Raw genomic sequence first — 25963 nt, 5'->3', positions numbered from 1 at the left:
TCTTGATGGTGGCCAAAACAACCTATTAGCTTAATTTCAATAAACGAAGATAAATGTTATTTTTGGCCCAATCGTAAAATATTTTAAGTATCAACTCACAACAAAAATGTAAAACTCAGAATAATCTCTGCTTAAATGAACATAGAACCCATCGTTTATACACTAAAAAGCGTTAATTTGTCTCATTATTACACGAGATATTGTGCACAATCACAACGCTTGCTAAAAAATCACCTATCATGACAGAAACGGATAGCAATAAGAGGTCATCATGAAAGCATTATTAGTCGAACAACACAGCGATAAACTTAGCGCCGGCGTCCAACATATCGATGAATCACAACTTCCTATTCATGAGGTCATTGTTGATGTCCACTACTCGACACTAAACTACAAAGATGGCTTAGCCATAACAGGTAAAGGAAAAATTCTACGCCAATTTCCGATGGTCCCCGGTATCGATTTTTCAGGGGTGGTTCACCATACAGAAGATCCCCGTTTTCATATTGGACAACATGTGTTACTAACCGGTTGGGGGGTAGGTGAAAACCACTGGGGCGGTTTAGCACAAAAAGCGGGCGTTAAAGGTGATTGGTTAACGGCGCTGCCTGAAGGACTGTCGTTAAAAAATGCCATGATCATTGGTACCGCTGGTTTTACTGCCATGCTTTGTGTGATGGCGTTAGAACAAGGTGGCATAACACCCGATAGTGGTGAGATTTTGGTTACAGGTGCCAGCGGTGGTGTCGGTAGCACCGCAATTAGTTTATTAACCGCACTTGGCTATCAGGTTACCGCTCTCAGTGGCAGAGCCAGCAATCACGATTATTTACGTAAACTGGGGGCCGAGCATATTATCACCCGTGAAGCATTTGAGGCTGCGGGTAAAGCGTTAGATAAACAGCGTTGGGCAGGCGCTATTGATACCGTAGGTGGACAAATCCTTGCCAATATCTTGTCACAAACACATTACAATGGCACCGTTGCCGCCTGTGGATTAGCAGGAGGATATACGTTACCTACTACAGTCATGCCATTTATTTTACGCAATGTTCGTCTGCAAGGTATCGATTCCGTTTATTATCCTGCAGAAAAACGCGCTCAAGTATGGCAACGTTTACTACAGCTATTGCCTGATACATTTTATCAGCAAACAGTAACTGAAATTACACTCGATGAGGTGCCACGCTATGCTCAGATGATAATGGATAATCAAGTAACAGGTAGAACCTTAGTTAAGTTGTAATTATTTATCATGATTTTGAGCTAATTTCTGGCATTAAACAGATTAATTTAATGCCAGATTATTGCGTTTTTAATATTAAGCCTGGTTAGTAATGTGATCTGGATCACATTTATAACATATATTATCGATCTAGCTCAAAGAAGCGTAGATTTCCTGTCACATCAATAAATAACGTCATGTTATGATTATTTTTTAAACTTCTGTTTATTTTACTTTCTTGGTTTTACAATCTTGTAAAAACTTTTAACTTTTCATCAAAATAATCCCATCTTTCCCTGATTAGACCAGTATTTTGCTGTTATCTTCTGTGAAATGTCTATAATGTCGGACTTTGTGATTTGTATCGTAACATTCGATACAATAAAAGATGACAAAACGAAAAGCACAGGTTATTTTGTCATTTCGTTGACGAATTGACGGAGATAGAAGCATAATGTCGGAAAATTTTCATATTTTGCTCCTGAATGGTCCGAACTTAAACCTGCTTGGCACTAGAGAGCCGGAAACTTACGGACACCTAACTCTGAATGATATTGTTCAAAGTTTGTCAGCGGATGCTCAAGCATTAAATGTGAAACTGACTCATTTTCAATCAAATGCTGAACATGAGCTAATAAATAAAATTCATGCGGCGCGGGGAAATGTTGATTATATTCTTATCAACCCTGCAGCATTTACGCACACCAGTGTTGCACTGCGTGATGCATTATTAGGGGTGAATATTCCATTTATTGAAATTCACCTATCCAATGTCTACAGTCGGGAACCTTTCCGTCACCACTCTTATCTTTCTGATATCGCAACTGGCGTAATCTGTGGATTAGGTGCTGAAGGGTATCGATTTGCTTTACAGGCAGCGGTCAACCGCTTGTCTTAATAAAAAACATCAAAAGAGTACGGAATCAACTCATGGATATTCGTAAAATTAAAAAACTGATCGAGCTAGTCGAAGAGTCTGGCATTTCTGAACTGGAAATTTCTGAAGGTGAAGAGTCAGTACGCATCAGTCGCAACTCTGGCGTTCAGGGTCAAATGGCTCCTCAGCAATATTTTGCGGCACCAGCAGCACCTCAACCTGCATTAGCAGCTGCTGTGGCACCTGTAGCACCAGAAACACCAGCGGCTACAGCAACGCAAGAAATTAGCGGCCATGTTGTTCGCTCACCAATGGTAGGTACCTTCTATCGTTCACCAAGCCCAGAAGCAAAAGTCTTTGTTGAAGTGGGTCAGCAAGTCAATGTTGGCGATACACTGTGTATCGTTGAAGCAATGAAAATGATGAACCAAATCGAATCTGATAAAGCGGGCGTTGTTAAATCTATCCTTTGCCAAGATGGCGATACTATTGAGTTTGACGATCCACTCTTTGTCATCGAATAACGAGGCAGGCCCATGCTAGAAAAAATCCTCATTGCCAACCGTGGTGAAATTGCACTGCGTATCCTAAGAGCTTGTAAGGAACTTGGGATCAAAGCAGTCGCCGTTCACTCCACGGCAGACCGTGATTTAAAACACGTTCTGCTGGCAGACGAGACTATCTGTATTGGTCCCGCTGCTTCAGCAAAAAGTTACTTAAATATTCCGGCAATTATTGCCGCGGCAGAGATAAGTGGCGCGCAAGCCATTCACCCAGGATATGGCTTCCTGTCTGAAAATGCCGATTTTGCCGAACAAGTTGAACGCTCAGGCTTTATTTTTATTGGCCCTAAAGCGGAAACCATTCGCCTAATGGGTGATAAAGTTTCGGCTATTGAAGCGATGAAAAAAGCCGGTGTTCCTTGTGTACCAGGCTCAGATGGCCCATTAGGTAACGATACCGCCAAAAATATCGAAATCGCCAAACGCATTGGTTACCCTGTTATCATCAAAGCATCAGGTGGTGGCGGTGGTCGCGGTATGCGTGTTGTTCGCTCAGAAAAAGACTTAGCGCAAGCAATCTCCATGACCCGTGCGGAAGCCAAAGCGGCATTTAGCAACGATATGGTCTATATGGAAAAATACCTTGAAAATCCACGCCACGTCGAAATTCAGGTGATGGCCGATGGACAAGGTAATGCTATCTATTTAGCTGAACGTGACTGCTCAATGCAACGTCGCCACCAAAAAGTGGTTGAAGAAGCACCAGCACCGGGTATTACCCCTGAGATCCGTAAAAATATCGGTGAACGCTGTGCAAATGCCTGTATTGAAATTGGCTACCGCGGTGCGGGTACGTTTGAATTCCTCTATGAAAATGGCGAATTCTACTTTATCGAAATGAATACCCGTATTCAGGTTGAGCACCCTGTTACTGAGATGATCACCGGTGTTGACCTTATCAAAGAGCAACTGCGTATTGCATCAGGCTTACCATTATCGGTCACGCAAGATCAAATTCACGTTCATGGACATGCTATTGAGTGCCGTATCAACGCAGAAGATCCAAAAACCTTCTTGCCAAGCCCGGGAACCATCACTCGTTTCCACTCACCAGGCGGATTTGGTGTACGTTGGGAATCACATATTTACGCAGGTTACACCGTTCCACCACACTATGATTCAATGATTGGTAAATTGATCACTTACGGTGAAACACGTGAAATTGCGATTTCTCGTATGAAAAATGCGTTGGCAGAACTTATTATTGACGGCATTAAAACCAATATTGAGCTACACCAATTCATTATGAATGATGAGCAATTCCAAAAAGGTGGTACTAATATTCACTACCTAGAAAAACGCCTAGGTTTAACTGAAAATTAATCTTTTTAGCTTATCAGTAAAAGGCATAGTTTATCGACTATGCCTTTTTTATTCGACTAAATAGTCTATTAAATAACCAAATAAGTTCCTGCAGCACACTCAACCGCCAATCAATTCCTCATCATTTGATGCCACCAATAAGTTTATGATCAATTTTCACTGAATCACCTCTCACTTTCCCGTACAATCCTTCCCATTCGTTTTAATCCTATAAAGATTGGGAGAACAGATGGACAAGCGTTTTGTTCAGGCCCACAAAGAAGCCCTCTTGGCCTTAGTGCTTACTTTTATCTACTTATTGGGTTGGTTACTTACTGCCTATTTACCCGATAATAGTGTGGGACTAACCGGCCTACCGGTTTGGTTTGAGCTTTCATGCCTATTTTTACCTGTGCTATTTTTTTTACTGTGTTATCTGATGGTACGCTATTTTTTCAAAGATATGCCGTTAGGAGATGAGCATGACAATGCAAACTGAGGTTATCGTGCCACTGGTTGGCTATCTCTTATTGGTCTTCCTATTATCCGCATACGCATATCGTAAACGTGAAAAAGGGCAATTTCTTAACGAGTATTTTCTTGGTAACCGCTCTATGGGTGGATTTGTCCTTGCAATGACCATCACGGCAACCTATGTCAGTGCTAGCTCTTTTATTGGTGGACCAGGAGCGGCTTACAAATACGGCATTGGTTGGGTACTTCTTTCGATGATCCAGCTCCCCGCTATTTGGCTCTCCCTCGGGGTACTAGGTAAAAAATTTGCTATTTTGGCGCGTCGTTATAACGCCGTCACCCTAAATGATATGCTCTATGCTCGCTACCAAAGTCGCTTTTTAGTCTGGTTTGCCAGCTTAAGTCTACTGGTAGCTTTTGTCGGCGCCATGACCGTACAATTTATTGGTGGTGCTCGCTTATTAGAAACCGCGGCGGGTATTCCCTATGAATTTGGTTTGCTGATATTTGGTATCTCAATCGCATTATATACAGCGATTGGCGGATTTAGAGCCAGTGTATTAAATGATGCCTTACAAGGCCTTGTGATGTTATTGGGCACCTTTATTTTGCTTTTTGCCATTATCTACAAGGCGGGTGGTTTAGATATTGCAATACAAAAACTAAATGCTATCGATCCTGCCCTTACCTCTCCTCATGGTGCTGACGGCATTTTAACTGGCCCCTTTATGGCGTCATTTTGGGTATTGGTCTGTTTTGGGGTTATCGGCCTTCCCCATACTGCAGTGCGCTGTATCTCTTATAAAGACAGCAAAGCCATGCACAGAGGGATCATCATCGGCACCATCGTGATGGCGTTATTAATGTTTGGTATGCACTTTGCGGGCGCATTAGGTCGGGCAATCATTCCTGATCTCACCGTGCCAGATCAAGTTATTCCAACCTTAATGGTTGATGTATTACCACCTTTTGCTGCCGGTATATTTTTAGCGGCACCGATGGCAGCCATCATGTCAACGATTAACGCACAACTGCTACAATCATCAGCGACATTGGTCAAAGATCTCTATCTCAATCTCGCGCCTCATGCCATAAACAATGAAAAACGCATTGCGCGTTTATCTAGCCTATCTACTTTGATTTTAGGGATCTTATTGCTATTTGCTGCATGGAACCCGCCATCAATGATAATTTGGCTCAATTTACTTGCCTTTGGTGGACTACAAGCGGTTTTCTTATGGCCTCTAGTACTTGGCCTTTACTGGAACAAAGCAAACCGTTATGGCGCGATTGCGGGCATGATAACCGGTGCCACACTCTATGCTACACTGGCAACATTTAATATCCAGATTGCTGGATTTCATCCTATTATTCCTGCGCTGTTATTGAGCTTAGTGGCTTTTCTTGTCGCAAATAGGTTTGGAGAACAAACCTTGCCTCAATCTGCTCCATTACAGTGAACTTGTTTTTAAAAGAGATTAATTATGCCTTGGATACAATTAAGACTAAATGCCACCTCAGAAAACGCCGAAGCCATTGGTGATGAGTTGGTTGAAAGTGGCGCGGTATCAGTAACCTTTCAAGATAGCCACGATACCCCTATTTTTGAGCCATTACCGGGAGAAACTCGCCTCTGGGGTGATACCGATGTTATTGGCTTATATGATGCAGAAACCGATATGAGTATCATCGTGGCTATGTTAGAAAACACGGCGGTGCTGGGTAAAGGATTTGTACATAAAATCGAACAATTAGAAGATAAAGATTGGGAGCGCGAATGGATGGATAACTTCCACCCTATGCGCTTTGGCGAACGTTTATGGATTTGCCCAAGCTGGCGTGAAGTGCCTGATCCTAACGCTGTAAATGTCATGCTCGATCCAGGTCTGGCATTTGGTACTGGTACTCACCCAACCACCTCTTTATGTCTACAATGGCTCGATGGTTTAGATCTCGCAGGTAAAACCGTTATCGACTTTGGTTGTGGCTCAGGTATTTTAGCCATTGCAGCATTAAAACTGGGGGCTGCGAAAGCGATAGGTATCGATATCGACCCACAAGCTATCCAAGCAAGTCGCGACAATGCGCAACGTAACGGTGTCGCTGATGCACTGACGCTATACCTTGCTAAAGACCAACCAGACAATCTCAGTGCCGATGTAGTGGTAGCAAATATCTTAGCTGGTCCATTACGTGAATTAGCTCCTATTATCAGCACACTGCCACGTCAAGGGGGGCATTTAGGTCTTTCCGGTGTTCTTGCCACACAAGCTGACGGTGTTGCACAAGCTTATCAAGAACAATTTACTTTAGATCCTGTGGCTGAAAAAGAAGAGTGGTGTCGTATTACCGGAGTGAAAAAATAACATAGGTTAAATATTAAACAATTTGCGATAATATTAAACAGTTAAAGTTTCACTTAATGATTATTTATCAGGCATTAATCACAATTTTGCCTGATAAATATCACCTTGTTGCTTGAGTTTGTTACTTCTCTATATTTAAATTTAAAATTTTAGAAAAACAGTAACATTTTGTTTTTATTGACTAAATAATCTATTTATAAAAAATCAAGTATAAAAAAGTAACTTTTTTTCGCGATTTGGTTAAACTTTGTCCTTTCATATCTGGTAAAAAATGCGTAATATACGCGCCCTTGCAGTCACAGTTTGGCCCTCTTTTCATCTATGCGAATCGGACAGTATCAGTTAAAAAATTGCCTCATTGCAGCTCCAATGGCTGGCGTTACAGACCGACCTTTTCGGTCACTTTGCTATGACATGGGTGCGGGGATGACAGTTTCTGAAATGCTTTCTTCTAATCCTCAGGTTTGGAAGACAGACAAGTCTCGGTTACGGATGGTACATAGCGATGAATTGGGGATCCGCTCCGTACAAATTGCGGGAAGTGACCCTGTTGATATGGCTACAGCTGCGAAAATAAACGTAGAAGGTGGCGCTCAGATTATCGACATTAATATGGGTTGTCCGGCAAAAAAGGTGAATAAAAAGTTAGCAGGCTCGGCATTGCTGCGTTATCCGGATTTAGTCGCAGAGATCCTTTCTGCGGTGGTCAATGCGGTTGATGTACCTGTTACACTCAAGATCCGTACAGGATGGTCACCTGATGAACGAAACTGTGTAGAGATTGCCAAATTGGCTGAAGATTGTGGTATTGCGGCTCTCACCATTCATGGACGTACGCGCGAGTGTTTGTTCAAAGGTGAAGCTGAATACGACAGTATTCGGACAGTTAAGCAGAGTGTCTCTATTCCCATTATTGCGAATGGAGACATAACTGACCCGCTAAAAGCCAGAGCAGTGCTTGACTACACTGGAGCCGATGCTTTAATGATCGGTCGCGCTGCTCAGGGAAGACCCTGGATCTTTCGGGAAATCCAGCACTATCTGGACACAGGTGAACTGTTGCCTCCTCTGCCGATTGCAAAGGTGCAACAAATAATGCAAAAGCATGTGCGTGAATTGCACGACTTTTACGGTCAAGGCAAAGGAACTCGCATTGCACGCAAGCATGTCTCTTGGTATCTCAAGGAACATGCCCCTGATGACCAGTTTCGGCGCTCCTTCAACGCCATAGAGGATGCCAGCGAACAGCTGGAGGCGTTGGAAGCATATTTCGAAAATTTTTTGCGTAAATAAATAAAAGAGCTGACAGAACTATGTTCGAACAACGCGTAAATTCAGACGTACTAACCGTTGCCACTGTAAATTCACAAGATCAGGTAACCCAAAAACCTTTACGTGACTCAGTTAAACAAGCACTGAAGAACTATTTTGCTCAATTAAACGGTCAAGATGTTAATGACTTATATGAGCTGGTATTGGCTGAAGTTGAACAGCCATTGTTGGACATGGTGATGCAATACACCCGTGGTAACCAAACACGTGCTGCGCAAATGATGGGCATTAACCGTGGCACACTGCGTAAGAAACTGAAAAAATACGGCATGAATTAATAGAAGTCGTATAATACATTGAATTAAAAAGCCCTTTTCATTATTTGTTAAGGGCTTTTTTGTTATTGCAAAACGATAATTCTTTTACATATGTAGTGGGTGATAGCCACGAAATTTTATCACACGTTTTATATCCTTCATCAAGAAGAAAGATATTTACTACAAATGAGATAGGAAAACTGAGCAATACACCGGCAAGTCCTAAATAGACTAAATATCGCATTATTAATTTATTAAATGTCATTAAAGACATAAAATAATTGATTTATATAAATAAAACAAATTAATAGTGAACATACGATTTTATTCTTAGTGGAGAAAAATTAATGGCATTCTTCTCCACTCATGTTGACTAAGCTATCGGATATTAAAAGTTGGGCTAATAAACCAATGAATAAGCTTAATTGATGCCAATAATAGTGCTAGGCTAATCGTGATAATGATGAGTGCAAAAACCATCGGTAATGTAAGAGATAACTGAAAAAAGATTATGCCTTGTAAAAGGATAAAACAAATAATTGGATGAATTAAATAAACACCTAACGCATTATTGGCAAGAGAAGCGTATTTTTGAGTGGTTGGTGCAAGGTAAATAATCCCTGCGCTTAAAATAAAACTTATCAATAAAGAGATAATATATATAATTAATTTTGCAAAAAATAGACTCCCTTCTAATTTTGTTAGAATAATATAATTGATATTAGATTGATAATAAAGTATAAATATTGATAATAAACTTATTAAAGCAATAACCACAGAAGATTGACTTCTCAATTTAGCAATAGTTTGTTGGTCTACTAAATAAGCGATAATAAAAAATGGAAAATATTGTATTATAGCCAAGAAAGTGGATAGTTTAGTTTCATAGCCTTTAGTTAACAACGATAGCAAAATACTGACAAGCAGAAGAGAGAATAATATTGGTTTATGATGTCTGATGTATGAAGGTAACAATAGGAAAAAAGCTTGCCAAATAGGTGTAGCAAGAAAAAACCACACACCATTTTGAGGAAAAAGAAGGTAAGTATTAAGGTCAAATTGCCCTGAATAATAAAGAGGGATCATATCAATAGTTTGGAAAGTCGCATAAATCACTAAGGCAGCCAATAAATTATCACGCCAACTTTTCCATGTCCCATTTTTAGTAATAAACCCGATAATAAAAACAAACATAGGAATTAATGTTAAATCAAATATATTAATCAGTAATGAAAAGTCAGGGGTATGGCTTTGTTTCAAATAGAAACTAAAAACAATAAGTGAACTTAATATCAATTTTAATGCTGGCCAATAGGGTTGCTTAATTTTTTCCATACTCAACATTAACTTACCTTAGTTATTTATATTTTTCGGTATAAAATAATAAACCAGTTTACACCTTCCTGCTAATATTAATATAAAAGAAACCAAATATCATTTAGATAAATTTACTTAGGAAACAACTGATAGAGCAAATTCGGGAAAATATCATCTTCAGATTAGAGTTCTATATTCTGTTAATAATGCTAACCTTAACTGAAAACAATGATACTTTATCTTTACTATTAGCATTTTTTTAGACAAACTTTGTCTATACAATAGACAAATTTGATGTTTATCAGGGAATTACTATGACAGCCTTACCACGAAAAAATATGTGGCAGATTGTCCTTACTATCATTTTAGTAGGAATAAATTTACGCCCTTTTTTAACCGGGCCTGGCCCTGTTATTGACAATATTATTGCTTCAACAGGCATGAGCTATAGCCAAGTCTCATTACTCACGTTATTACCCATGATTTTAATGGGAGTCGGTGCTTTGGTTGTGCCCTTTTTACAACCTTATATTCAAGCTCGTAGAGGGCTACAAGTTGCGATGCTTATCTTATTATTAGCATCGTTTTCTCGTGCCTATGTTTCTGATGGTGATCAGTTACTTATTACTGCTCTATTTTGTGGTTTAAGTGTCGCTTATATCCAAGCGGTTTTCCCTGGCATCATCAAAGCGTGGTTTGGACAGAAAACTCCCATTATGATGGGTCTCTACTCAGCCATGCTAATGGGAGGAGGTGCATTAGGTGCTCAGTTATCCCCTGTTCTTACGGCATCTGATGGCAATTGGCAACAGGCTCTTGCTTGGTTTGCGTTACCCGCGAGCGTCGCATTAGTTGCTATTACGCTATCAATTAAAAAGAATATTTCCGAAACCAATAAACTGCCACTTAATACATTGATTTGGCGACCAAGAACAGCCTTATTAATTGTTGGATTTGGCTTTGTTAATGCCGGTTACGCTTCGATGGTGGCATGGTTAGCTCCCTTCTATCAATCATTAGGTATGCCAAGTGCACAAAGTGGCTCATTAGTTGCTATTTTGTCACTCTTTCAAGCATCAGCAGCATTAATTATTCCATTTCTTGCTGCCAAAAATCATGATCGCCGTTTTTGGCTACTTTTAACACTGACAAGCCAACTTATTGGATTTTTAGCGCTGATGACAATGCCAATGAGCGCCCCTTATCTATGGAGTATCTTTTTAGGCTGTGGGTTGGGTGGTTGTTTCTCAATGATGATGATTGCCGCATTAGATCATGTTCCTCATCCATTACACGCAGGAGCACTATCAGCCTTGATGCAAGGTGGCGGATTTATTATTGCCTCTTTTGGGCCACTGATCGCAGTATGGCTACAACAAGATGATGGTAGTTTTACCTATGCTTGGGCTTTTCATGCTGTCTTAGTGATATTAACTATGGGATTATTTGCACGGTTAAATCCTCATAATTATAATAAGGCCTATCCTACTAGCCATATATTGACAGATTAGTGATAAAAATAAGCATTATAAGGCATCTGTGTCATTCACTCAGATACCTTATAAAAAGCACATTAATTCTGTTGATAAATATCTGGGACATCAGTGATCAACATATCGACTCCCCATGCTTCAAAATCTTTCACTTCTTTAGGATCATTGGGGGTATAGCAATAAATTTCATAGCCTGCTTGTTTCAACATAGCCGCTTGTTGCTGCGTTAAATATTGATAATTACAATGCACGCTAAACCCCTCTATAGCTTGTAAAGTTTCTAGTGCATTATCAGGAATATCATCCCATAGCTGTCCTCGACGAATGGCGGGCAGATAACGTTTCATCACCATTAATGCATGAGTATCGAAAGAGGAAAACAGGATTTGTTCGTTAGGGATATCTGCGCTTTTTATCATTTCAGATACCGCTAAACATAAGCGCTCTACATCATCATCAGGCCATGTTTTAAGTTCGATATTGAGCTTAGTGCCTGAGCGCTTTATCAACTGCAAACCTTGTCTTAGTGTGGGAATTTTTTCCCCTTGATAAAGTGAACTAAACCAACTGCCTGCATCAAGACGGTGTAAATCATCCAAACTATGAAAGCGCACCGCACCTTGTCCATTCGTGCAACGATTAACCGTCTTGTCATGGATCAGTACAGGTACATGATCTGCCGTTAATTGCACATCGGTTTCAATCCATTCACACCCAAAATCAATTGCCATTTTAAATGCAGCTAATGTGTTTTCAGGTGCCTTTCCAGAAAATCCTCTATGAGCGGCTATTTTCATCTTTCTCTCCTTATTCGTTGATATCGCCATCATGACAACCATTTATGACAGCAATTTGACAGTCACACCATCAACATATCTTCATTTAATTGTCACCCATTTGTCATAAAGAACGCTTAGGGTATTTCTTAAATTAGATTGCGCCTTTCGTATTTAAATAAAAAGGAAATTTTGCATGTCGATTAAATCCTTCAGTACGCTTGCCATAGCAATAGCATTATTTACTTCACCAACCTACGCAAAAACCGAAATAGAGTGGTGGCATGCTATGGGGGGCGCCTTAGGTCAAAAAGTCAATCAAATTGCCTCAGACTTTAATGCCAGCCAATCAGAATATGTGATCAAACCTGTCTATAAAGGGACTTATCCAGAAACGATGACCAGCGCTGTTGCTGCATTTCGAGCCAAAAACCAACCTGCGATTGTTCAAGTGTTTGAGGTGGGAACAGCAAGTATGATGGGAGCTAAAAAAGCCGTTTTTCCTGTTTACCAATTAATGGAAAAAACCAACGAGCCATTTGATCCTAATAGCTACCTCTCGACAGTTACCGCTTATTACACCACCAGCGATGGTAAGATGATATCTCTACCTTTTAATAGCTCAACGCCTGTGCTTTATTACAACAAAGCACTATTTAAACAAGCAGGCATAGAGCAACCTCCTAAAACATGGAAAGAGATGGGGGCTGTCTCTCAGAAACTACTTGATGCTGGCGTGAAATGTGGTTTTACCACCACTTGGCAATCATGGACCCAAATAGAGAATTTTGGCGCTCGTAATAACTTACCTATCGCCACCAAAAATAACGGCTTTGATGGGACTGATACCTCATTTTTATTTAATCAGGCACCGTTTGTTACTCATATCCAACGCATGGCGGATTGGTCTAAATCCGGTATTTTTAAATATGGTGGCCGCCAATCTGATGCTATGCCGCTATTTTATACTCAAGAATGCGCCATGGTGATGGAGTCATCTGCAGGCTTTGCGGGTATTAAAGAGAATATGAAAGGCATTGATATTGGTGTTAGCCAATTGCCTTATGACGATACTTTAGTTGATAAACCTGCTAATAGCATTATCGGAGGTGCCTCATTATGGGTAATGGCAGGTCGCCCTGATGCTGAATATAACGGTGTCGCTAAATTCTTTACCTATCTTTCTAGCCCTGAAGTACAAGCAGATTGGCATCAAGCAACCGGTTATTTACCTGTGACGAAAGCAGCTTATGCATTAACACAACAACAGGGGTTCTATCAGCAAAATCCTGGTGCTGATACGGCTATTTTACAAATGACCACCTCTGACTCTACAGCAAACTCAAAAGGCTTGCGCTTTGGTAACTTTTTACAAACGCGAGAAATCGTCGATGAAGAATTAGAAAAAGTGTGGTCAGGCAAACAGAGCGCTCAAGCCGCCTTGGATAATGCGGTTAAACGGGGAAATGAACAACTACGCCGATTTGAACGCACTCAGTAAGGTATTTGGTATTCGGCGAACATCAATAAGTGTTCGCCTGTTATTTTGTCAGATCTCTGGATACAGTATGGCTTCCCAATCCGTTTACTTTAAACAAAAATGGTTACCTATCGCGCTGATCTTCCCTCAATTAGCCATTACTTTAGTTTTCTTTATTTGGCCGGCTGGACAAGCATTGTTGCAATCTTTTCAGTTAGAAGATGCTTTTGGCCTTAGTAGTGAATTTGTTGGTTTAGAAAATTTTCAGCGCTTATTTAATGATAATTATTATTTTGACAGCTTAATCACCACGCTTATTTTTAGTACCAGTGTTGTATTACTTTCAATGTTATCTGCGGTTATTTTAGCGGGTATTGCTGAGCAAATATTACGGGGTAAATTGTTTTACCGCACAATACTTATCGCTCCTTATGCTATTGCTCCTGTTATCGCAGGTTTTCTCTGGTTGTTTATGCTCGATCCTACCATTGGTGTATTAAGCCGAGTATTAAACAAAATCGGTATCAATTGGGATCCGGTCTTAAATACATCTCATGCAATGTGGATGGTGATTTTAACCGCCACATGGAAACAGATAAGCTATAACTTTCTGTTTTTTCTTGCCGCGTTACAATCTGTGCCTAAATCGTTGCTAGAAGCAGCAGCCATTGATGGCAGTGGTCCAATTAAACGTTTTATTACCATTAGTTTGCCATTAATTTCGCCGACAACTTTTTTCTTATTGGTGGTGAATTTTGCCTACGCCTTTTTTGACACCTTTCCCATCATTCATGCCATGACCCAAGGTGGCCCCGGTAATAGCACCTCAACATTAGTTTATAAAGTGTATAACGATGGATTTGTTGGATTAGATTTAGGCTCATCAGCGGCACAATCGGTTATTTTAATGTTGATTGTTGCCATATTGACCATTATTCAATTTCGTTATGTTGAGAAAAAGGTGGCTTACTAATGGTTGAACGTAGACCTCTCTTCCACGCTTTTTGCCATCTTATTCTGATTGTTGGCATTCTTTCTGTAGCATTTCCGGTATGGATCGCTGTTGTTGCGACTACCCACCAAAATACCGAATTTGCCACAGGCTCGCCTCTTTGGTTTGGTCAGGAGGGTATCGAGGTTTTTAAAACGCTCTTTTCATCAGCGGGAACGACTCAAAATAGTGCAATTACCATTAATGGTATGCTATTGAACTCTTTAGTTATGGCGCTAGTGATCACTATTGGTAAATTGGTTATCTCTATTGCCTCCGCTTACGCCGTGGTGTTCTTTCGTTTTCCTGGCAGAATGCTGGCTTTTTGGACAATCTTCTTTACCTTGATGCTCCCCGTCGAAGTGCGGATCATGCCGACCTTTGAGGTAGTGACAAATCTTAATATGTTGAACTCCTATGCAGGACTGACCATTCCACTGATTGCGAGTGCAACGGCTACATTTTTGTTTCGCCAATTTTTTCTTACTATCACCCCAGAGCTGATTGAAGCGGCCAAAATTGATGGTGCAGGGCCAATAAAATTTTTCTTTACTATTTTATTGCCTTTATCCCGTACCAATATTGCCGCACTTTTTGTTATCACCTTTATCTATGGCTGGAATCAATATCTTTGGCCAATGCTTATCACCACAGATACTCAGTACTACACCATTGTCATGGGCATCAAACAGATGGTGGCCGTATCTGATGGCGTGATTGAGTGGAACAAAATTATGGCAACCACTTTAATTGCAATGTTGCCACCTGTCTTTATCGTCATTTTGATGCAAAGAGCCTTTGTTAAAGGCTTTGTTGATACGGAGAAATAATATGACTACCGTAACACTGACTAATTTAGAAAAACGTTATCCTAATGGTTATCAAGCAATTTCCACGCTCAATCTCTCTATTGAGCAAGGCGAAATGGTGGTTTTAGTAGGGCCTAGTGGTTGTGGAAAATCAACACTACTGCGCATGATAGCGGGATTAGAAACCATCACAGATGGCGATTTACTGATTGATAATCGACGCGTAAATGAACATGAGCCTAGTGAGCGAGATATTGCGATGGTTTTTCAAAATTATGCCCTCTACCCACATATGTCTGTCTATGACAATATGGCGTATGGTTTGCGTAATCGAAAAATCCCCAAAGCTGAAATCATAGCCCGAGTCGATCGCGCTGCTCATATGCTAGAAATAAGCCATTTACTGGATAGAAAACCTAAAGAGCTTTCTGGTGGACAACGCCAACGCGTTGCCATGGGCAGAGCGATTGTCCGTGATCCCAAAGTCTTCTTATTTGATGAACCGCTCTCTAACCTTGATGCCAAACTACGCGTACAAATGCGTCTTGAAATCAAAAAGCTGCAGCAAAAATTAGCCACTACTTCTGTTTATGTCACTCATGATCAAGTGGAAGCCATGACCTTGGCGGATAAATTAGTAGTACTAAACCAAGGTCATATAGAACAAGTTGGCTCCCCCTTAGAGATTTATGAAAGCCCAGCTTCTGTATTTGTGGCAACATTTATGGGATCACCGGCGATGAATATTTTAACCACTCATATCAATCGCGGTATTATTGAAATTGCGGATGGTCATCTTGCTATTTCTGCCCACTCATTACCTAATGGTGAGATCCAACTAGGATTACGTCCTGAACATTTGCTCATAAATCAACAAAATCCACTGTTTCATGCTAATGTCGATTTTATTGAAGCTTTAGGGGCTGATGTTTTAATTTACGCCACCACTTGTGACCAACAATCTATTGTTATTCGAGCCGCAAACGATCATGGTGTTAATGTGGGTAATAGAATAGGTGTTGCTATTTATCCAGAAAATCTACATTTTTTTGATCGACAAACCCAAAAACGGATTGAACGTCCTACCATGTTGTTAAGTGAACGATTAGTCTCTTAATTTATTCTCACTGTGATTCATTTTCAGTTTAATCTTAATAGCAATGTTTTTAGCATTGCTATTATTTTTTCATCGATGAGAATACACACATAACATCAATATACTTAACACTTAAAATGTATAAAGTAGATTATTTTGATGCTATCCATTGCGATTAATCTTTGCTAAAAGAGAGATGATAAAAAATTTACAACATATTAAAATTTAATAAAAATTTTACAATAAATACCTTTAAATCCATTTTAAAAACCATGATTAGTTACATTAATAAAAGTACACTTATTAAGGATTTTAATATTTTATATAATAAGTTTAAAAAATAGAAAAATACGCGTTTAAAATAATAAAAATAATTTTTTATAGCAGTAGAATAATATAATTGGAATATCCGCATATTGCACCACTAGATAAGCACTGCTATTCTTTTGCTCGCATTTAATGTGCAACTAATAATATTAAACTGCTAAGCAGAAAAGGACTTAATTGATAATGAAAATAAAACTACTTGCGACAGTGATGGTATCCGCGGCATTACTCTCTGGCTGTAAAAATCTTGATACTTCTATGTTAGCGCAATCAGGTACACAACTTTTCCAAGCGGCAACATTAAGTGATGACGATGTCAAAGCGCTAACTAATGATGCATGTAAAGAAATGGATGCTAAAAACAAAATTGCACCTGCAAATAGTAACTACACTAAACGCTTAAATAATATCGCGAAAGCGTTAGGTAATGAAGTTAATGGTACTCCAGTAAACTATAAAGTTTATCTCACTAAAGATGTCAATGCATGGGCGATGGCAAACGGCTGTGTGCGTGTTTATAGCGGTTTAATGGACATCATGACTGACAACGAAGTGGAAGGTGTATTGGGTCATGAAATGGGACATGTAGCATTAGGCCATACACGTAAAGCAATCCAAGTAGCACATGCCACCGTTGCGGCACGTACCGCAGCCTCTTCAGCGGGGGGAGTAGCAGCACAATTAAGTAGTTCCCAGTTAGCAGAAATGGGTGAAAAACTGGTTAATGCCCAGTTCTCTCAACACCAAGAAACACAAGCTGATAACTTCTCTTACGATCTGCTGAAAAAACGCGGTGTCAATACTTCAGGCTTAGTGACTGGCTTTGAAAAATTAGCTAAATTAGGTGGTAGTGATTCAAGCATGTTTGATTCTCACCCACCATCAAAAGAGCGTGCTGACAATATTCGTAACCGCATTGCCGAAGATAAAAAATAAACTTTATCGCCCCTATATTTAACCATATGGGGGTTTTCTTTATGCTTTTTTCTTGTGGCGAAAACGATTTGCAACATCAGCTAAAAAGCGTTTAATTGCCCGCCTTTCATTTTGATCATACTGTTCAAATAAGGTTATCCATTTTGCCTGAGATTGTTGATGTAACAATTCATGAGTGTGAAACAGCTTTTCCCCTTCAGTAGTTAAAATAAAAAATATCTCTTTTTGGTTATCCGCTAATTTTATTTTCTCAATAGCGCCTTTACTCTGTAAGCGACGACAAATTTTTGAGACGGCCCCACGTGTCATTGCCATATAATCACTGATCGTTGTGAGGTTACGCATACTCTCTTCACCAATACAATGGATCACATGAAGCTCTGTGAGTGAATAATTTTCTAACCCCTTCTCTGCTAATACTTTCTTATGACCTTCATCATTATTCGCTTCTTTTAAGTGCAACAATTCACTTAAACCATTAAGCAATTCCTGTGTGGTTACTTGCTGTTTTGTCATTTTGTTTCCTTGGAAAAAATATTTTAAAAAATAATACCAAAACTATTTACATCAATCAAAATATCGCTATTATCTATTTTGTTTCCATGGAAACAAAACTAAGAGGCAATATAATGAAATTATCAATCCGTAGTCTGTTTTACCTTGTTTGCTTTAGCGCTTTATTAGGCTCTCTAGCACAAAATATTTATACTCCTGTGCTGCCATTGATCCAGCAGCAATTTAATACCACATTATCACTGGTTAACCTTACGGTATCAGCTTTCACTTTTGCTATGGCTGTTATGCAGTTATGTTATGGTTCATTGATTGACAAATGGGGCAGAAAACCTATTTTGCTCAGTGGGTTAACGATTTCAATTATCGGCGCACTTATTTGTATATGGGCTAATTCTATTAACCTATTAATTTTTGGACGAGTGATCCAAGCCATAGGTATCGCTGCCATCCCTGTTGTCGCAGCAACTATTTTAGGCGATCTCTATCAAGGGAATGAGCGTGCTAAAGCAATGGGAAGTTACCAAATGTTGCTAGCATTAGCACCAGCGAGTGGTCCTTTATTAGGCGGCTATTTAGCACAACATTATCACTACCAAAGTATTTTTGTTTTCTTAAGTATGGTGGGACTTGTTTTGCTGATTGCCCATCTATTTTATTTACCTGAAACTCGCCCAGAACAAAAACAGTCCGTTAAAAGCTTATCTGCTATGCGACAAGTGCTCGCCGCCCCAGAGGGTAAATCTGTTTTTGTGATAAGTTTTATGGTGTTTTATAACTACTTCTGCCTATTAGTATTTTTACCTTTAATTGCTTTTCACCTTTATCACTTAAATAGCAGTGAAATTGGTGGGCTTTATGTTCCTATGTCCATTGCACTGGTGTTAGGCAGTTACCTTTACCGTAAGGTTTGTCATTTGTTTAGCGCTGAATATGGTGTGATCATAACTTCATGTATAAACCTTGCCATGTTGTCGTTATTTGCCCTATTTTGGCAAATCTCATTACCAATAATGTTAATATTAACGGTGTTATATGGTCTCTCTTTAGGATTAACTATGCCTACACACACGACCTTAATAACCAGCCACTTTAGTTCAGTAAGAGCAACGGCAATGGGTATTTATAATTTTATCCGCTACTGTGGTATGGCTGCAGGGCCTATGGTCGCAAGCTATTTTGTCACCGATAATCATTATCAATATGTCTTTTATTCTTGTGTGATCTTAACAAGTTTGGCATTGTGTTTTGCCATCAAAACGCTACTTTCCACATTAAAACAGCAACGACAAACCATCGACTAACAGGACATTTGATGAAACTAACCATTGAAAAACTGCCGCAGCTTTCAGCACAAGATAAAATAGATTTAGGGAAAATTTGGCAAGATAGTGAGTACCAAATGGCACTCACTGCACCAATCACCACAGAGCATGCTCTTTTTGTCGCCCGTTTTAACGGGCGATTACTAGCGGCTTGTCGTATAAAATACCAAGCAAAAACAGCGCTTATCAGTGATTTTATGGTAAGAGAAGTGACTCGTCGTCGTGGTGTTGGGCATTACTTACTAACACAATGCCTTGAAAAAAATCCAACCATTACACATTGGCAAGCTTTATTGAAAACAGGGCAAATCAACGATCCTGTAGCACAGGCTTTTTTAGCGCATCATCATTTTACTACTTCATTACAGGCTGATACTTATGATTATTTATGCAATGATAAAGCATAAAGCCTCGCTATATTATAAGCGGTTTCCTGTAAGTTTTGCTTAGCATTATCAAAGGCTTGTTGTAAAGTGGCAACACCAGGCATGATAGAGAAAACCGCATCAATACCCTGCTGATGAACCACATCATAATCCGGTAAATAACCACCAACTAACGCAATCACTGGGCGATGGTATTTTTTAGCTAATTTAGCAACACCTATCGGGGTTTTACCTTGCGCTGATTGGCTGTCCATTCGCCCTTCGCCAGTTATGACCAAATCTGCATCGATTAACTGTTTTTCTAATTCAACAGCGTTAGCAACCAAATCAATACCTGATGAAAGTGTTGCTTGCGTAAATGCCAGCAAAGGCAGAGCCAATCCTCCTGCTGCACCACTTCCTGCAATATTGATAAGAGTGCGTTGTGTCATTTTCTCAAGATAAGTACCAAAATGGTGTAGTGCGCTATCCAGTTGCGCAATATCTTGTTCTGTCGCCCCTTTTTGCGGGCCAAAGACTTTTGAAGCCCCCAATTCGCCACATAATGGATTAGTTACATCACAGGCGATCTCTATATCAACAGAGGCAAGTTTTGGATGTAGTTGATTGATATCTATAGAATGAAGTTGACTTAATGCATGTCCACCAAAAGGCAAAGATGTTCCAGACTTATCTTTAAGACCAAGACCGAGCGCTTGCATCATACCTGCACCGCCGTCATTTGTGGCACTTCCTCCTAAGCCTAAAATGATCTTTTTAACCCCCAAATCTAGTGCGGCACAAATTAACTCGCCGGTACCATAACTCGTCGTTAAATTGGGATTGCGTTGAGATGAAGGGATAAGATGAAGACCTGATGCCTGTGCCATTTCAATCACGGCAGTAGTATTATCGCCTAACACTCCCCAAGTGGCTGTTACCTGTTTACCTAATGGATCACAAACTGGCGTTGTGATAAAACGACCATGGGTAGCATCAACTAATGACGTTACTGTACCTTCACCGCCGTCGGCCATAGGAATACAACAATAATCAGCATCAGGTAAATAACGTGAAAAGCCTTGTTTAATCGCCTCTGCCACCTCTTTGGCACTTAAGCTCTCTTTAAAAGGATCTGGGGCGATAACTATTTTTATCTCTTTCACGTCATGTTCTCCGCGTATAAAAAAAGCGATATATCAATATCGCTTTTATATCATACTCTACAATCAGAGAGGTTGGATTGGCTTTAAAATGTGATTAATCTTCAATCGCTAAACGCAATTTTTTCATCGCATTTTTTTCTAACTGGCGAACTCGCTCAGCAGAAACACCATATTTATCTGCAAGCTCCTGTAAAGTTGATTTATTATCATCTTCTAACCAGCGAGCGCGGATAATGTCTTGGCTACGTTCATCCAGTGTTTTTATCGCTAAAGTCAGTCGGTCAGCTGCATGGTTATCCCAGTTATCTTCTTCAATACCATCAGCAAAGTCAGAAGATTTATCTTCTAAGAATAGCACCGGAGCTACAGGATGTGAGTCATCACTATCATCAGCACTCATGTCAAATGCCATATCTTGTGCCGACATGCGAGATTCCATTTCACGCACATCGCTCTCAGAAACCCCAAGCTCTTTCGCAACTAGCTCGACTTCATCTTGGTTAAACCACCCTAAGCGTTTTTTGTTTTTTCTTAAATTAAAGAACAGTTTACGCTGTGATTTCGTTGTCGCGACTTTCACGATACGCCAATTACGTAACACATATTCATGAATTTCGGCTTTGATCCAATGCACGGCGAAAGAAACCAGTCTAACCCCAACTTCAGGGTTAAAGCGACGCACCGCTTTCATCAAACCAATATTACCTTCTTGGATAAGATCCGCCTGAGGTAAACCATATCCTGAATAACTGCGAGCAACATGAATAACGAAGCGTAAATGAGAAAGGATCAGCGTTTTCGCTGCTTCCAAATCGCCCTCGTAATGCAGCCGTTCAGCCAGTTCCTTTTCTTCCTCTGCCGTTAACATCGGATAGGAATTGGCTGCACGGATATACGCTTCAATGCTGCCTTGCGGAACCAATGCTAAGGATTGCATTTCTTTTGTCATTCAAATCCTCATGAAAATCAAATAGATAATTAATATTAATACTGTATGGTGAGCAGGAAGAACCTTCTAATAGTACTTAACAGGTCATCGTTGGTGGTAGATATTATGTTTTTACAACATTATTGACCAGCATAAAGACTAAAGGTTCATATCGCATCTATGTTTACATATCTTTGTACTTTACCAAGCAAACCGCAAATTCATCTATTAAAAATAGTACTCAATTCATCTAGGTTAAGTGTAGAACATTATTATGCCAAAGATAGGGGTTTGATAAAATGGCAAGGTTGCCATAATAATGCAACCCGCCATAATAAAAAGGGAAAAAGGGACTAATATGGCTATTCTGGTGTGAATTGACGTAAATGTTGCATGGTGGTCAACCAAGCAGCAAACCAGCCAATGGTCATCGAAACGAGGATCAAAATAACCGATTCATCAAAACCTAATCCAGATATTGAGAAAGTTGTTCCAAATACGGTCGCCGCTTGCGTAACGACATCAGATAACTTCCATACCAATAATGCAGAGAAAATAATCGCAAAAATAGCCCCGATAAAGCCGAGTACTAAACCCCAATTTAAAAAGGGACGCATGATAAAGCCATCAGTAGCACCAATTAATTTCATCACATTAATGGTATCACGACGACTGAAAATATTAAGACGAACACTATTACCAATAACCAATAGCAGTGCCACAATCATTAAGCTACCGATCACCATTGCGATTTGTCCAACTAATGAGGTTAAAGTAGATAACCGAGTAAACCAGCTATCGTCCATTCTCACTTCGTCAACACCGGCAATATTTGCCACTGCATCACGCAAATTAACCATTAATTGCTCGTCATTAGGATCCATAACAGGAGTCACAATCGCGACAGCGGGTAATGGATTTTCTTCTAGCATATCTAATGCGCTACTAAATCCAGACCATGAGCGAAACTCCACTAATGAATCTTGACGAGAAAGATAATTAACCTCTTCGACTTTATCTAATGCCTCGATATTTTTTATCGTTGCCTGCGCTAAGCTGTCATCTAGAGATTTATCAAGATAGACCGTCAGTTGCGGAGCGGGATACCACTGCTCTGCGGCTGTTGATACATTTTTCCAGACAATGTAACAGATACTAGGTAGTGTTAATGAAATCGCTACTACCATCACCGTTAAGAAAGAAGAGAGGGGTTGGCGTAAAAAGTCGGCCATGGTATTACGCCATGCATAACGCCACTGCTCACGGCGTCCACCACGTAATGCTTTTGTTTTCGCTTTTGGTGTTGGCATTGCCTTACGGGAGTGTTTTCCTTTAGCCATTTTGTCCTCCCACCATACGCCCTTGACCTAAGGTTAGAATACGGTAATTCCTGCGCTCTACAAGTGTCATATCATGCGTTGCCATTAACACGGTAACCCCCACGCGATTAAACTCTTCAAACAGACGCATAATGCCTTCTGAAAGTTCACCATCAAGATTCCCTGTTGGCTCATCAGCCAATAACACCGTGGGTTTATTCACAACAGCACGAGCTATTCCCACTCGTTGCTGTTCCCCCCCTGAAAGCTGGATAGGGTAATTTTTCGCTTTATCAAGTAGTCCGACTTTATCCAAGGCGGCTGAAACTCGGCGTCGAATATCCTCTTCACTTGCGCCTGCAATAATCAAAGGTAGAGAGACATTGTCATAAACCGTTCTGTCCATCAGCAAATGGTGATCTTGGAAGATCATCCCTATTTGACGACGCAAAAAAGGGATCTCACTATTTTTTAGCCTACTGATATCATGACCAGCAAACCAAATAGCGCCATCACTTGGACGTTCTATGCCACAAATTAATTTAAGCAATGTACTTTTACCAGCACCAGAATGTCCGGTTAAAAAAGCCATCTCACCAGGGCGAAGATGAAAATCAACCCCCTGTAATGCTTGTCTTCCACCTAAATAAGCCTTGCTGACGTGTTCGAAGCGGATCATTACAACTACTCCTCGCGGGCAAACAGAGCCTCAATAAAATCGTCGGCCTTAAACGGACGTAAATCTTCAATACCTTCACCGACGCCGATATAGCGAATAGGAATACCAAACTGATCAGCGATAGAGAAGATAACGCCCCCTTTTGCAGTACCATCCAGTTTCGTCAAGGTTAATCCTGTCAGCCCAACCGTTTCATTAAACAATTTTGCTTGGCTAACAGCATTTTGCCCTGTACTGGCATCGAGTGTCAGCATCACTTCATGTGGTGCTTCCTCGTCTAATTTTTTCATTACACGGACGATTTTTTTCAGCTCTTCCATTAAATGAGATTTATTTTGCAATCGTCCCGCGGTATCCGCAATCAGAACATCGACACCTTTTGCTTGCGCCGATTGAATAGCATCAAAAATAACCGATGCTGGATCAGCCCCCGTATGCTGAGCAATAACAGGGATATGATTACGCTCACCCCAAACTTGTAATTGCTCAACCGCCGCTGCACGGAAGGTATCTCCCGCAGCTAACATCACCGATTTACCTTCAGCTTGGTATTGGCGGGCTAACTTACCGATAGTGGTCGTTTTACCGACCCCATTAACTCCGACCATTAAAATGACAAAAGGTTTTTTACCTTCAATATTTAATGGTTTATCCACTTTATTTAAAATATCGCCCATCTCTTCACGCAACTTACCATAAAGAGATTCAGCATCTTTGAGATCTTTACGACTAGCATGCTGAGTCAAACTGTTAATGATCTTGCTAGTGGTATCCATTCCCACATCGGCAATTAACAACTGCTCTTCTAACTCTTCGAAAAGCTCGTCATCAATTTTCTTACCGCGGAATAGCCCCATAAAACCGGAGCCTAAATTTTGTCGTGTTTTTAATAATCCCTTTTTCAAGCGAGAGAAAAAGCCTTCTTTTTTCGGTCTCTCTTGCTCTACGGGTTTATCGACTAATACCTCTTCGCGTAACGCGACAATATCTTCCGCTTCGGCTTGTGCTTGTGCAATACGCGCTTTTTCTTCAGCTTCAGCTTCTTGGCGTGCTTGTTCAGCTTCAAGTTGCGCTTGACGTTGGGCTTCTTCTTCGGCTAAACGAGTCTGCTCTGCACGTTCAGCAGCTAATCGTTCTGCCTCTGCTCTTTGCGCTTCTTGGCGTGCTTGTTCAGCTTCAAGTTGCGCTTGACGTTGAGCTTCTTCTTCGGCTAAACGCGCTTGCTCTGCACGTTCAGCAGCTAATTTTTCAGCTTCTGCTCTTTGCGCTTCTTGGCGTGCTTGTTCAGCTTCAAGTTGCGCTTGACGCTGGGCTTCTTCTTCAGCTAAACGCGCCTGCTCTGCACGTTCAGCAGCTAATCGTTCTGCCTCTGCTCTTTGCGCTTCTTGGCGTGCTTGTTCAGCTTCTTGCTGCGCTTGACGTTGGGCTTCTTCTTCGGCTAAACGTGCCTGCTCCGCACGTTCAGCAGCTAATCGTTCAGCTTCTGCTCTTTGCGCTTCTTGGCGTGCTTGTTCAGCTTCAAGTTGCGCTTGACGTTGCGCTTCTTCTTCGGCTAAACGCGCCTGCTCTGCACGTTCAGCAGCTAATCGTTCTGCCTCTGCTCTTTGCGCTTCTTGGCGTGCTTGTTCAGCTTCAAGTTGCGCTTGACGCTGGGCTTCTTCTTCGGCTAAACGCACTTGTTCAGCTTCTAGTTGCGCTTGACGTTGAGCTTCTTCTTCGGCTAAGCGCGCCTGCTCTGCACGTTCGGCCTCTAAACGTTGTTGTTCTTTCTCTTGTGCAGTATTTTCTTCTTTATTACGGCCAAATCCGAGCCACGAGAAAAAACCTTTTTTTTCTTTTGCCATTAGCTACTAAACTCCTCGCACTAAATCATGGCGCGATAACATTGACGATATTAAAAATAATAATGAAGTCTATCATTTGATCGAGGATAAACGCATCTTTTATACGAATTTTATGGTAAATTATTCGCGCTTAAATCAAGGTAAGTTATCAAGTTATCAACAAACTTGTTCCTTGAAACATTAAAACACGCCAAAATTCACGC

26 protein-coding genes are annotated in these 25963 nt (G+C 40.5%); 17 read left to right on the top strand and 9 right to left on the bottom strand.

Going from position 1 to position 25963, the window contains the following annotated elements; genetic code table 11:
- The first annotated feature begins 271 nt into the window (after positions 1 to 271).
- The 9 genes from acuI to fis all read left to right on the top strand — a co-directional run bounded on the left by acuI (position 272) and on the right by fis (position 8417).
- Entirely contained in the window at positions 272 to 1246 is a 975-nt protein-coding gene (gene acuI, locus PMI_RS18060) for an acrylyl-CoA reductase (NADPH) (RefSeq protein WP_012368829.1), read from the top strand.
- Positions 1247 to 1679: 433 nt separating this feature from the next.
- Entirely contained in the window at positions 1680 to 2123 is a 444-nt protein-coding gene (aroQ, locus tag PMI_RS18055) for a type II 3-dehydroquinate dehydratase (RefSeq protein WP_004245332.1), read from the top strand.
- Positions 2124 to 2155: 32 nt separating this feature from the next.
- On the top strand, positions 2156 to 2626 hold the full coding sequence (accB, locus tag PMI_RS18050) for an acetyl-CoA carboxylase biotin carboxyl carrier protein (RefSeq protein WP_004245333.1): 471 nt from the start codon (positions 2156 to 2158) through the stop codon (positions 2624 to 2626).
- A gap of 12 nt (positions 2627 to 2638) precedes the next feature.
- Complete coding sequence (gene accC / locus PMI_RS18045; protein WP_004245336.1) at positions 2639 to 3988, top strand: acetyl-CoA carboxylase biotin carboxylase subunit; 1350 nt, start codon at positions 2639 to 2641, stop codon at positions 3986 to 3988.
- A gap of 229 nt (positions 3989 to 4217) precedes the next feature.
- Positions 4218 to 4466, top strand: coding sequence for a YhdT family protein (locus tag PMI_RS18040; protein ID WP_004252713.1), 249 nt, complete (start codon positions 4218 to 4220; stop codon positions 4464 to 4466).
- Entirely contained in the window at positions 4456 to 5901 is a 1446-nt protein-coding gene (panF, locus tag PMI_RS18035) for a sodium/pantothenate symporter (protein WP_004245338.1), read from the top strand. Before PMI_RS18040 ends, panF begins: the two co-directional genes overlap by 11 nt.
- Positions 5902 to 5925: 24 nt before the next feature.
- A complete protein-coding gene (gene prmA / locus PMI_RS18030) occupies positions 5926 to 6807 on the top strand; it encodes a 50S ribosomal protein L11 methyltransferase (protein WP_012368828.1) in 882 nt (293 codons plus the stop codon).
- 321 nt (positions 6808 to 7128) lie between these two features.
- Positions 7129 to 8100 (top strand): tRNA dihydrouridine synthase DusB, encoded by a 972-nt coding sequence (gene dusB / locus PMI_RS18025; protein ID WP_004245341.1) that lies wholly within the window; start codon positions 7129 to 7131, stop codon positions 8098 to 8100.
- A 20-nt stretch (positions 8101 to 8120) separates the two neighbouring features.
- Positions 8121 to 8417, top strand: coding sequence for a DNA-binding transcriptional regulator Fis (fis, locus tag PMI_RS18020; RefSeq protein WP_004245342.1), 297 nt, complete (start codon positions 8121 to 8123; stop codon positions 8415 to 8417).
- A gap of 40 nt (positions 8418 to 8457) precedes the next feature.
- Here the strand turns inward: fis and PMI_RS19175 are convergent, their stop codons facing one another.
- Both PMI_RS19175 and PMI_RS18015 read right to left on the bottom strand, forming a co-directional pair.
- Positions 8458 to 8661: a DUF1240 domain-containing protein gene (locus PMI_RS19175; protein ID WP_223842468.1), complete on the bottom strand. Its 204-nt coding sequence runs from the start codon at positions 8659 to 8661 to the stop codon at positions 8458 to 8460.
- 113 nt (positions 8662 to 8774) lie between these two features.
- Positions 8775 to 9740 carry a hypothetical protein gene (locus tag PMI_RS18015; protein ID WP_004245370.1) on the bottom strand — a complete coding sequence of 322 codons (966 nt, stop codon included), beginning with the start codon at positions 9738 to 9740 and terminating at the stop codon, positions 8775 to 8777.
- A 287-nt stretch (positions 9741 to 10027) separates the two neighbouring features.
- Here PMI_RS18015 and PMI_RS18010 point away from each other — a divergent pair, with 287 nt between their 5' ends.
- Positions 10028 to 11224 (top strand): cyanate transporter, encoded by a 1197-nt coding sequence (locus PMI_RS18010; RefSeq protein ID WP_004248890.1) that lies wholly within the window; start codon positions 10028 to 10030, stop codon positions 11222 to 11224.
- Between the two features lie 62 nt (positions 11225 to 11286).
- Here PMI_RS18010 and PMI_RS18005 read toward each other — a convergent pair whose 3' ends face one another.
- The gene (locus PMI_RS18005) at positions 11287 to 12003 is read right to left on the bottom strand and encodes a glycerophosphoryl diester phosphodiesterase (RefSeq protein WP_004248889.1); all 717 of its coding nucleotides are present in this window, start codon (positions 12001 to 12003) and stop codon (positions 11287 to 11289) included.
- A 175-nt stretch (positions 12004 to 12178) separates the two neighbouring features.
- Here PMI_RS18005 and ugpB point away from each other — a divergent pair, with 175 nt between their 5' ends.
- From ugpB to loiP, 5 genes are all read left to right on the top strand, one after another.
- The gene (ugpB, locus tag PMI_RS18000; RefSeq protein ID WP_012368826.1) at positions 12179 to 13483 is read left to right on the top strand and encodes a sn-glycerol-3-phosphate ABC transporter substrate-binding protein UgpB; all 1305 of its coding nucleotides are present in this window, start codon (positions 12179 to 12181) and stop codon (positions 13481 to 13483) included.
- Positions 13484 to 13550: 67 nt separating this feature from the next.
- Positions 13551 to 14435 carry a sn-glycerol-3-phosphate ABC transporter permease UgpA gene (gene ugpA / locus PMI_RS17995; RefSeq protein ID WP_004245374.1) on the top strand — a complete coding sequence of 295 codons (885 nt, stop codon included), beginning with the start codon at positions 13551 to 13553 and terminating at the stop codon, positions 14433 to 14435.
- The gene (gene ugpE / locus PMI_RS17990; protein WP_012368825.1) at positions 14435 to 15283 is read left to right on the top strand and encodes a sn-glycerol-3-phosphate ABC transporter permease UgpE; all 849 of its coding nucleotides are present in this window, start codon (positions 14435 to 14437) and stop codon (positions 15281 to 15283) included. The genes ugpA and ugpE overlap by 1 nt, the downstream gene beginning before the upstream one ends.
- Position 15284: 1 nt before the next feature.
- Positions 15285 to 16379, top strand: coding sequence for a sn-glycerol-3-phosphate ABC transporter ATP-binding protein UgpC (gene ugpC, locus PMI_RS17985; protein WP_012368824.1), 1095 nt, complete (start codon positions 15285 to 15287; stop codon positions 16377 to 16379).
- A gap of 489 nt (positions 16380 to 16868) precedes the next feature.
- Positions 16869 to 17621 carry a metalloprotease LoiP gene (loiP, locus tag PMI_RS17980; protein ID WP_004245378.1) on the top strand — a complete coding sequence of 251 codons (753 nt, stop codon included), beginning with the start codon at positions 16869 to 16871 and terminating at the stop codon, positions 17619 to 17621.
- A gap of 39 nt (positions 17622 to 17660) precedes the next feature.
- On the opposite strand, the gene PMI_RS17975 is transcribed toward loiP, so the two are convergent.
- On the bottom strand, positions 17661 to 18137 hold the full coding sequence (locus PMI_RS17975; RefSeq protein ID WP_012368823.1) for a MarR family winged helix-turn-helix transcriptional regulator: 477 nt from the start codon (positions 18135 to 18137) through the stop codon (positions 17661 to 17663).
- A gap of 113 nt (positions 18138 to 18250) precedes the next feature.
- Between PMI_RS17975 and PMI_RS17970 the strand changes: the two genes are divergently transcribed.
- Both PMI_RS17970 and panM read left to right on the top strand, forming a co-directional pair.
- A complete protein-coding gene (locus PMI_RS17970) occupies positions 18251 to 19438 on the top strand; it encodes an MFS transporter (protein ID WP_012368822.1) in 1188 nt (395 codons plus the stop codon).
- An 11-nt stretch (positions 19439 to 19449) separates the two neighbouring features.
- Entirely contained in the window at positions 19450 to 19866 is a 417-nt protein-coding gene (panM, locus tag PMI_RS17965; protein WP_012368821.1) for an aspartate 1-decarboxylase autocleavage activator PanM, read from the top strand.
- Here panM and PMI_RS17960 read toward each other — a convergent pair.
- The 5 genes from PMI_RS17960 to ftsY form a co-directional block, all read right to left on the bottom strand.
- Positions 19842 to 20990: a glycerate kinase gene (locus PMI_RS17960; protein WP_012368820.1), complete on the bottom strand. Its 1149-nt coding sequence runs from the start codon at positions 20988 to 20990 to the stop codon at positions 19842 to 19844. The two genes, panM and PMI_RS17960, sit on opposite strands and share 25 nt — an antisense overlap.
- A 94-nt stretch (positions 20991 to 21084) precedes the next feature.
- Positions 21085 to 21939, bottom strand: coding sequence for an RNA polymerase sigma factor RpoH (gene rpoH, locus PMI_RS17955; RefSeq protein WP_004245383.1), 855 nt, complete (start codon positions 21937 to 21939; stop codon positions 21085 to 21087).
- Positions 21940 to 22280: 341 nt separating this feature from the next.
- Positions 22281 to 23258, bottom strand: coding sequence for a permease-like cell division protein FtsX (ftsX, locus tag PMI_RS17950; protein ID WP_012368819.1), 978 nt, complete (start codon positions 23256 to 23258; stop codon positions 22281 to 22283).
- The gene (gene ftsE, locus PMI_RS17945) at positions 23251 to 23916 is read right to left on the bottom strand and encodes a cell division ATP-binding protein FtsE (protein WP_004245385.1); all 666 of its coding nucleotides are present in this window, start codon (positions 23914 to 23916) and stop codon (positions 23251 to 23253) included. Before ftsE ends, ftsX begins: the two co-directional genes overlap by 8 nt.
- Positions 23917 to 23921: 5 nt before the next feature.
- Entirely contained in the window at positions 23922 to 25760 is a 1839-nt protein-coding gene (gene ftsY / locus PMI_RS17940) for a signal recognition particle-docking protein FtsY (RefSeq protein WP_012368818.1), read from the bottom strand.
- Between the last annotated feature and the right edge of the window lie 203 nt (positions 25761 to 25963).

The sequence above is a fragment of the Proteus mirabilis HI4320 genome (genome assembly GCF_000069965.1).
Lineage (GTDB): Bacteria > Pseudomonadota > Gammaproteobacteria > Enterobacterales > Enterobacteriaceae > Proteus > Proteus mirabilis.
This window is presented reverse-complemented; position numbering and strand designations above follow the sequence as displayed.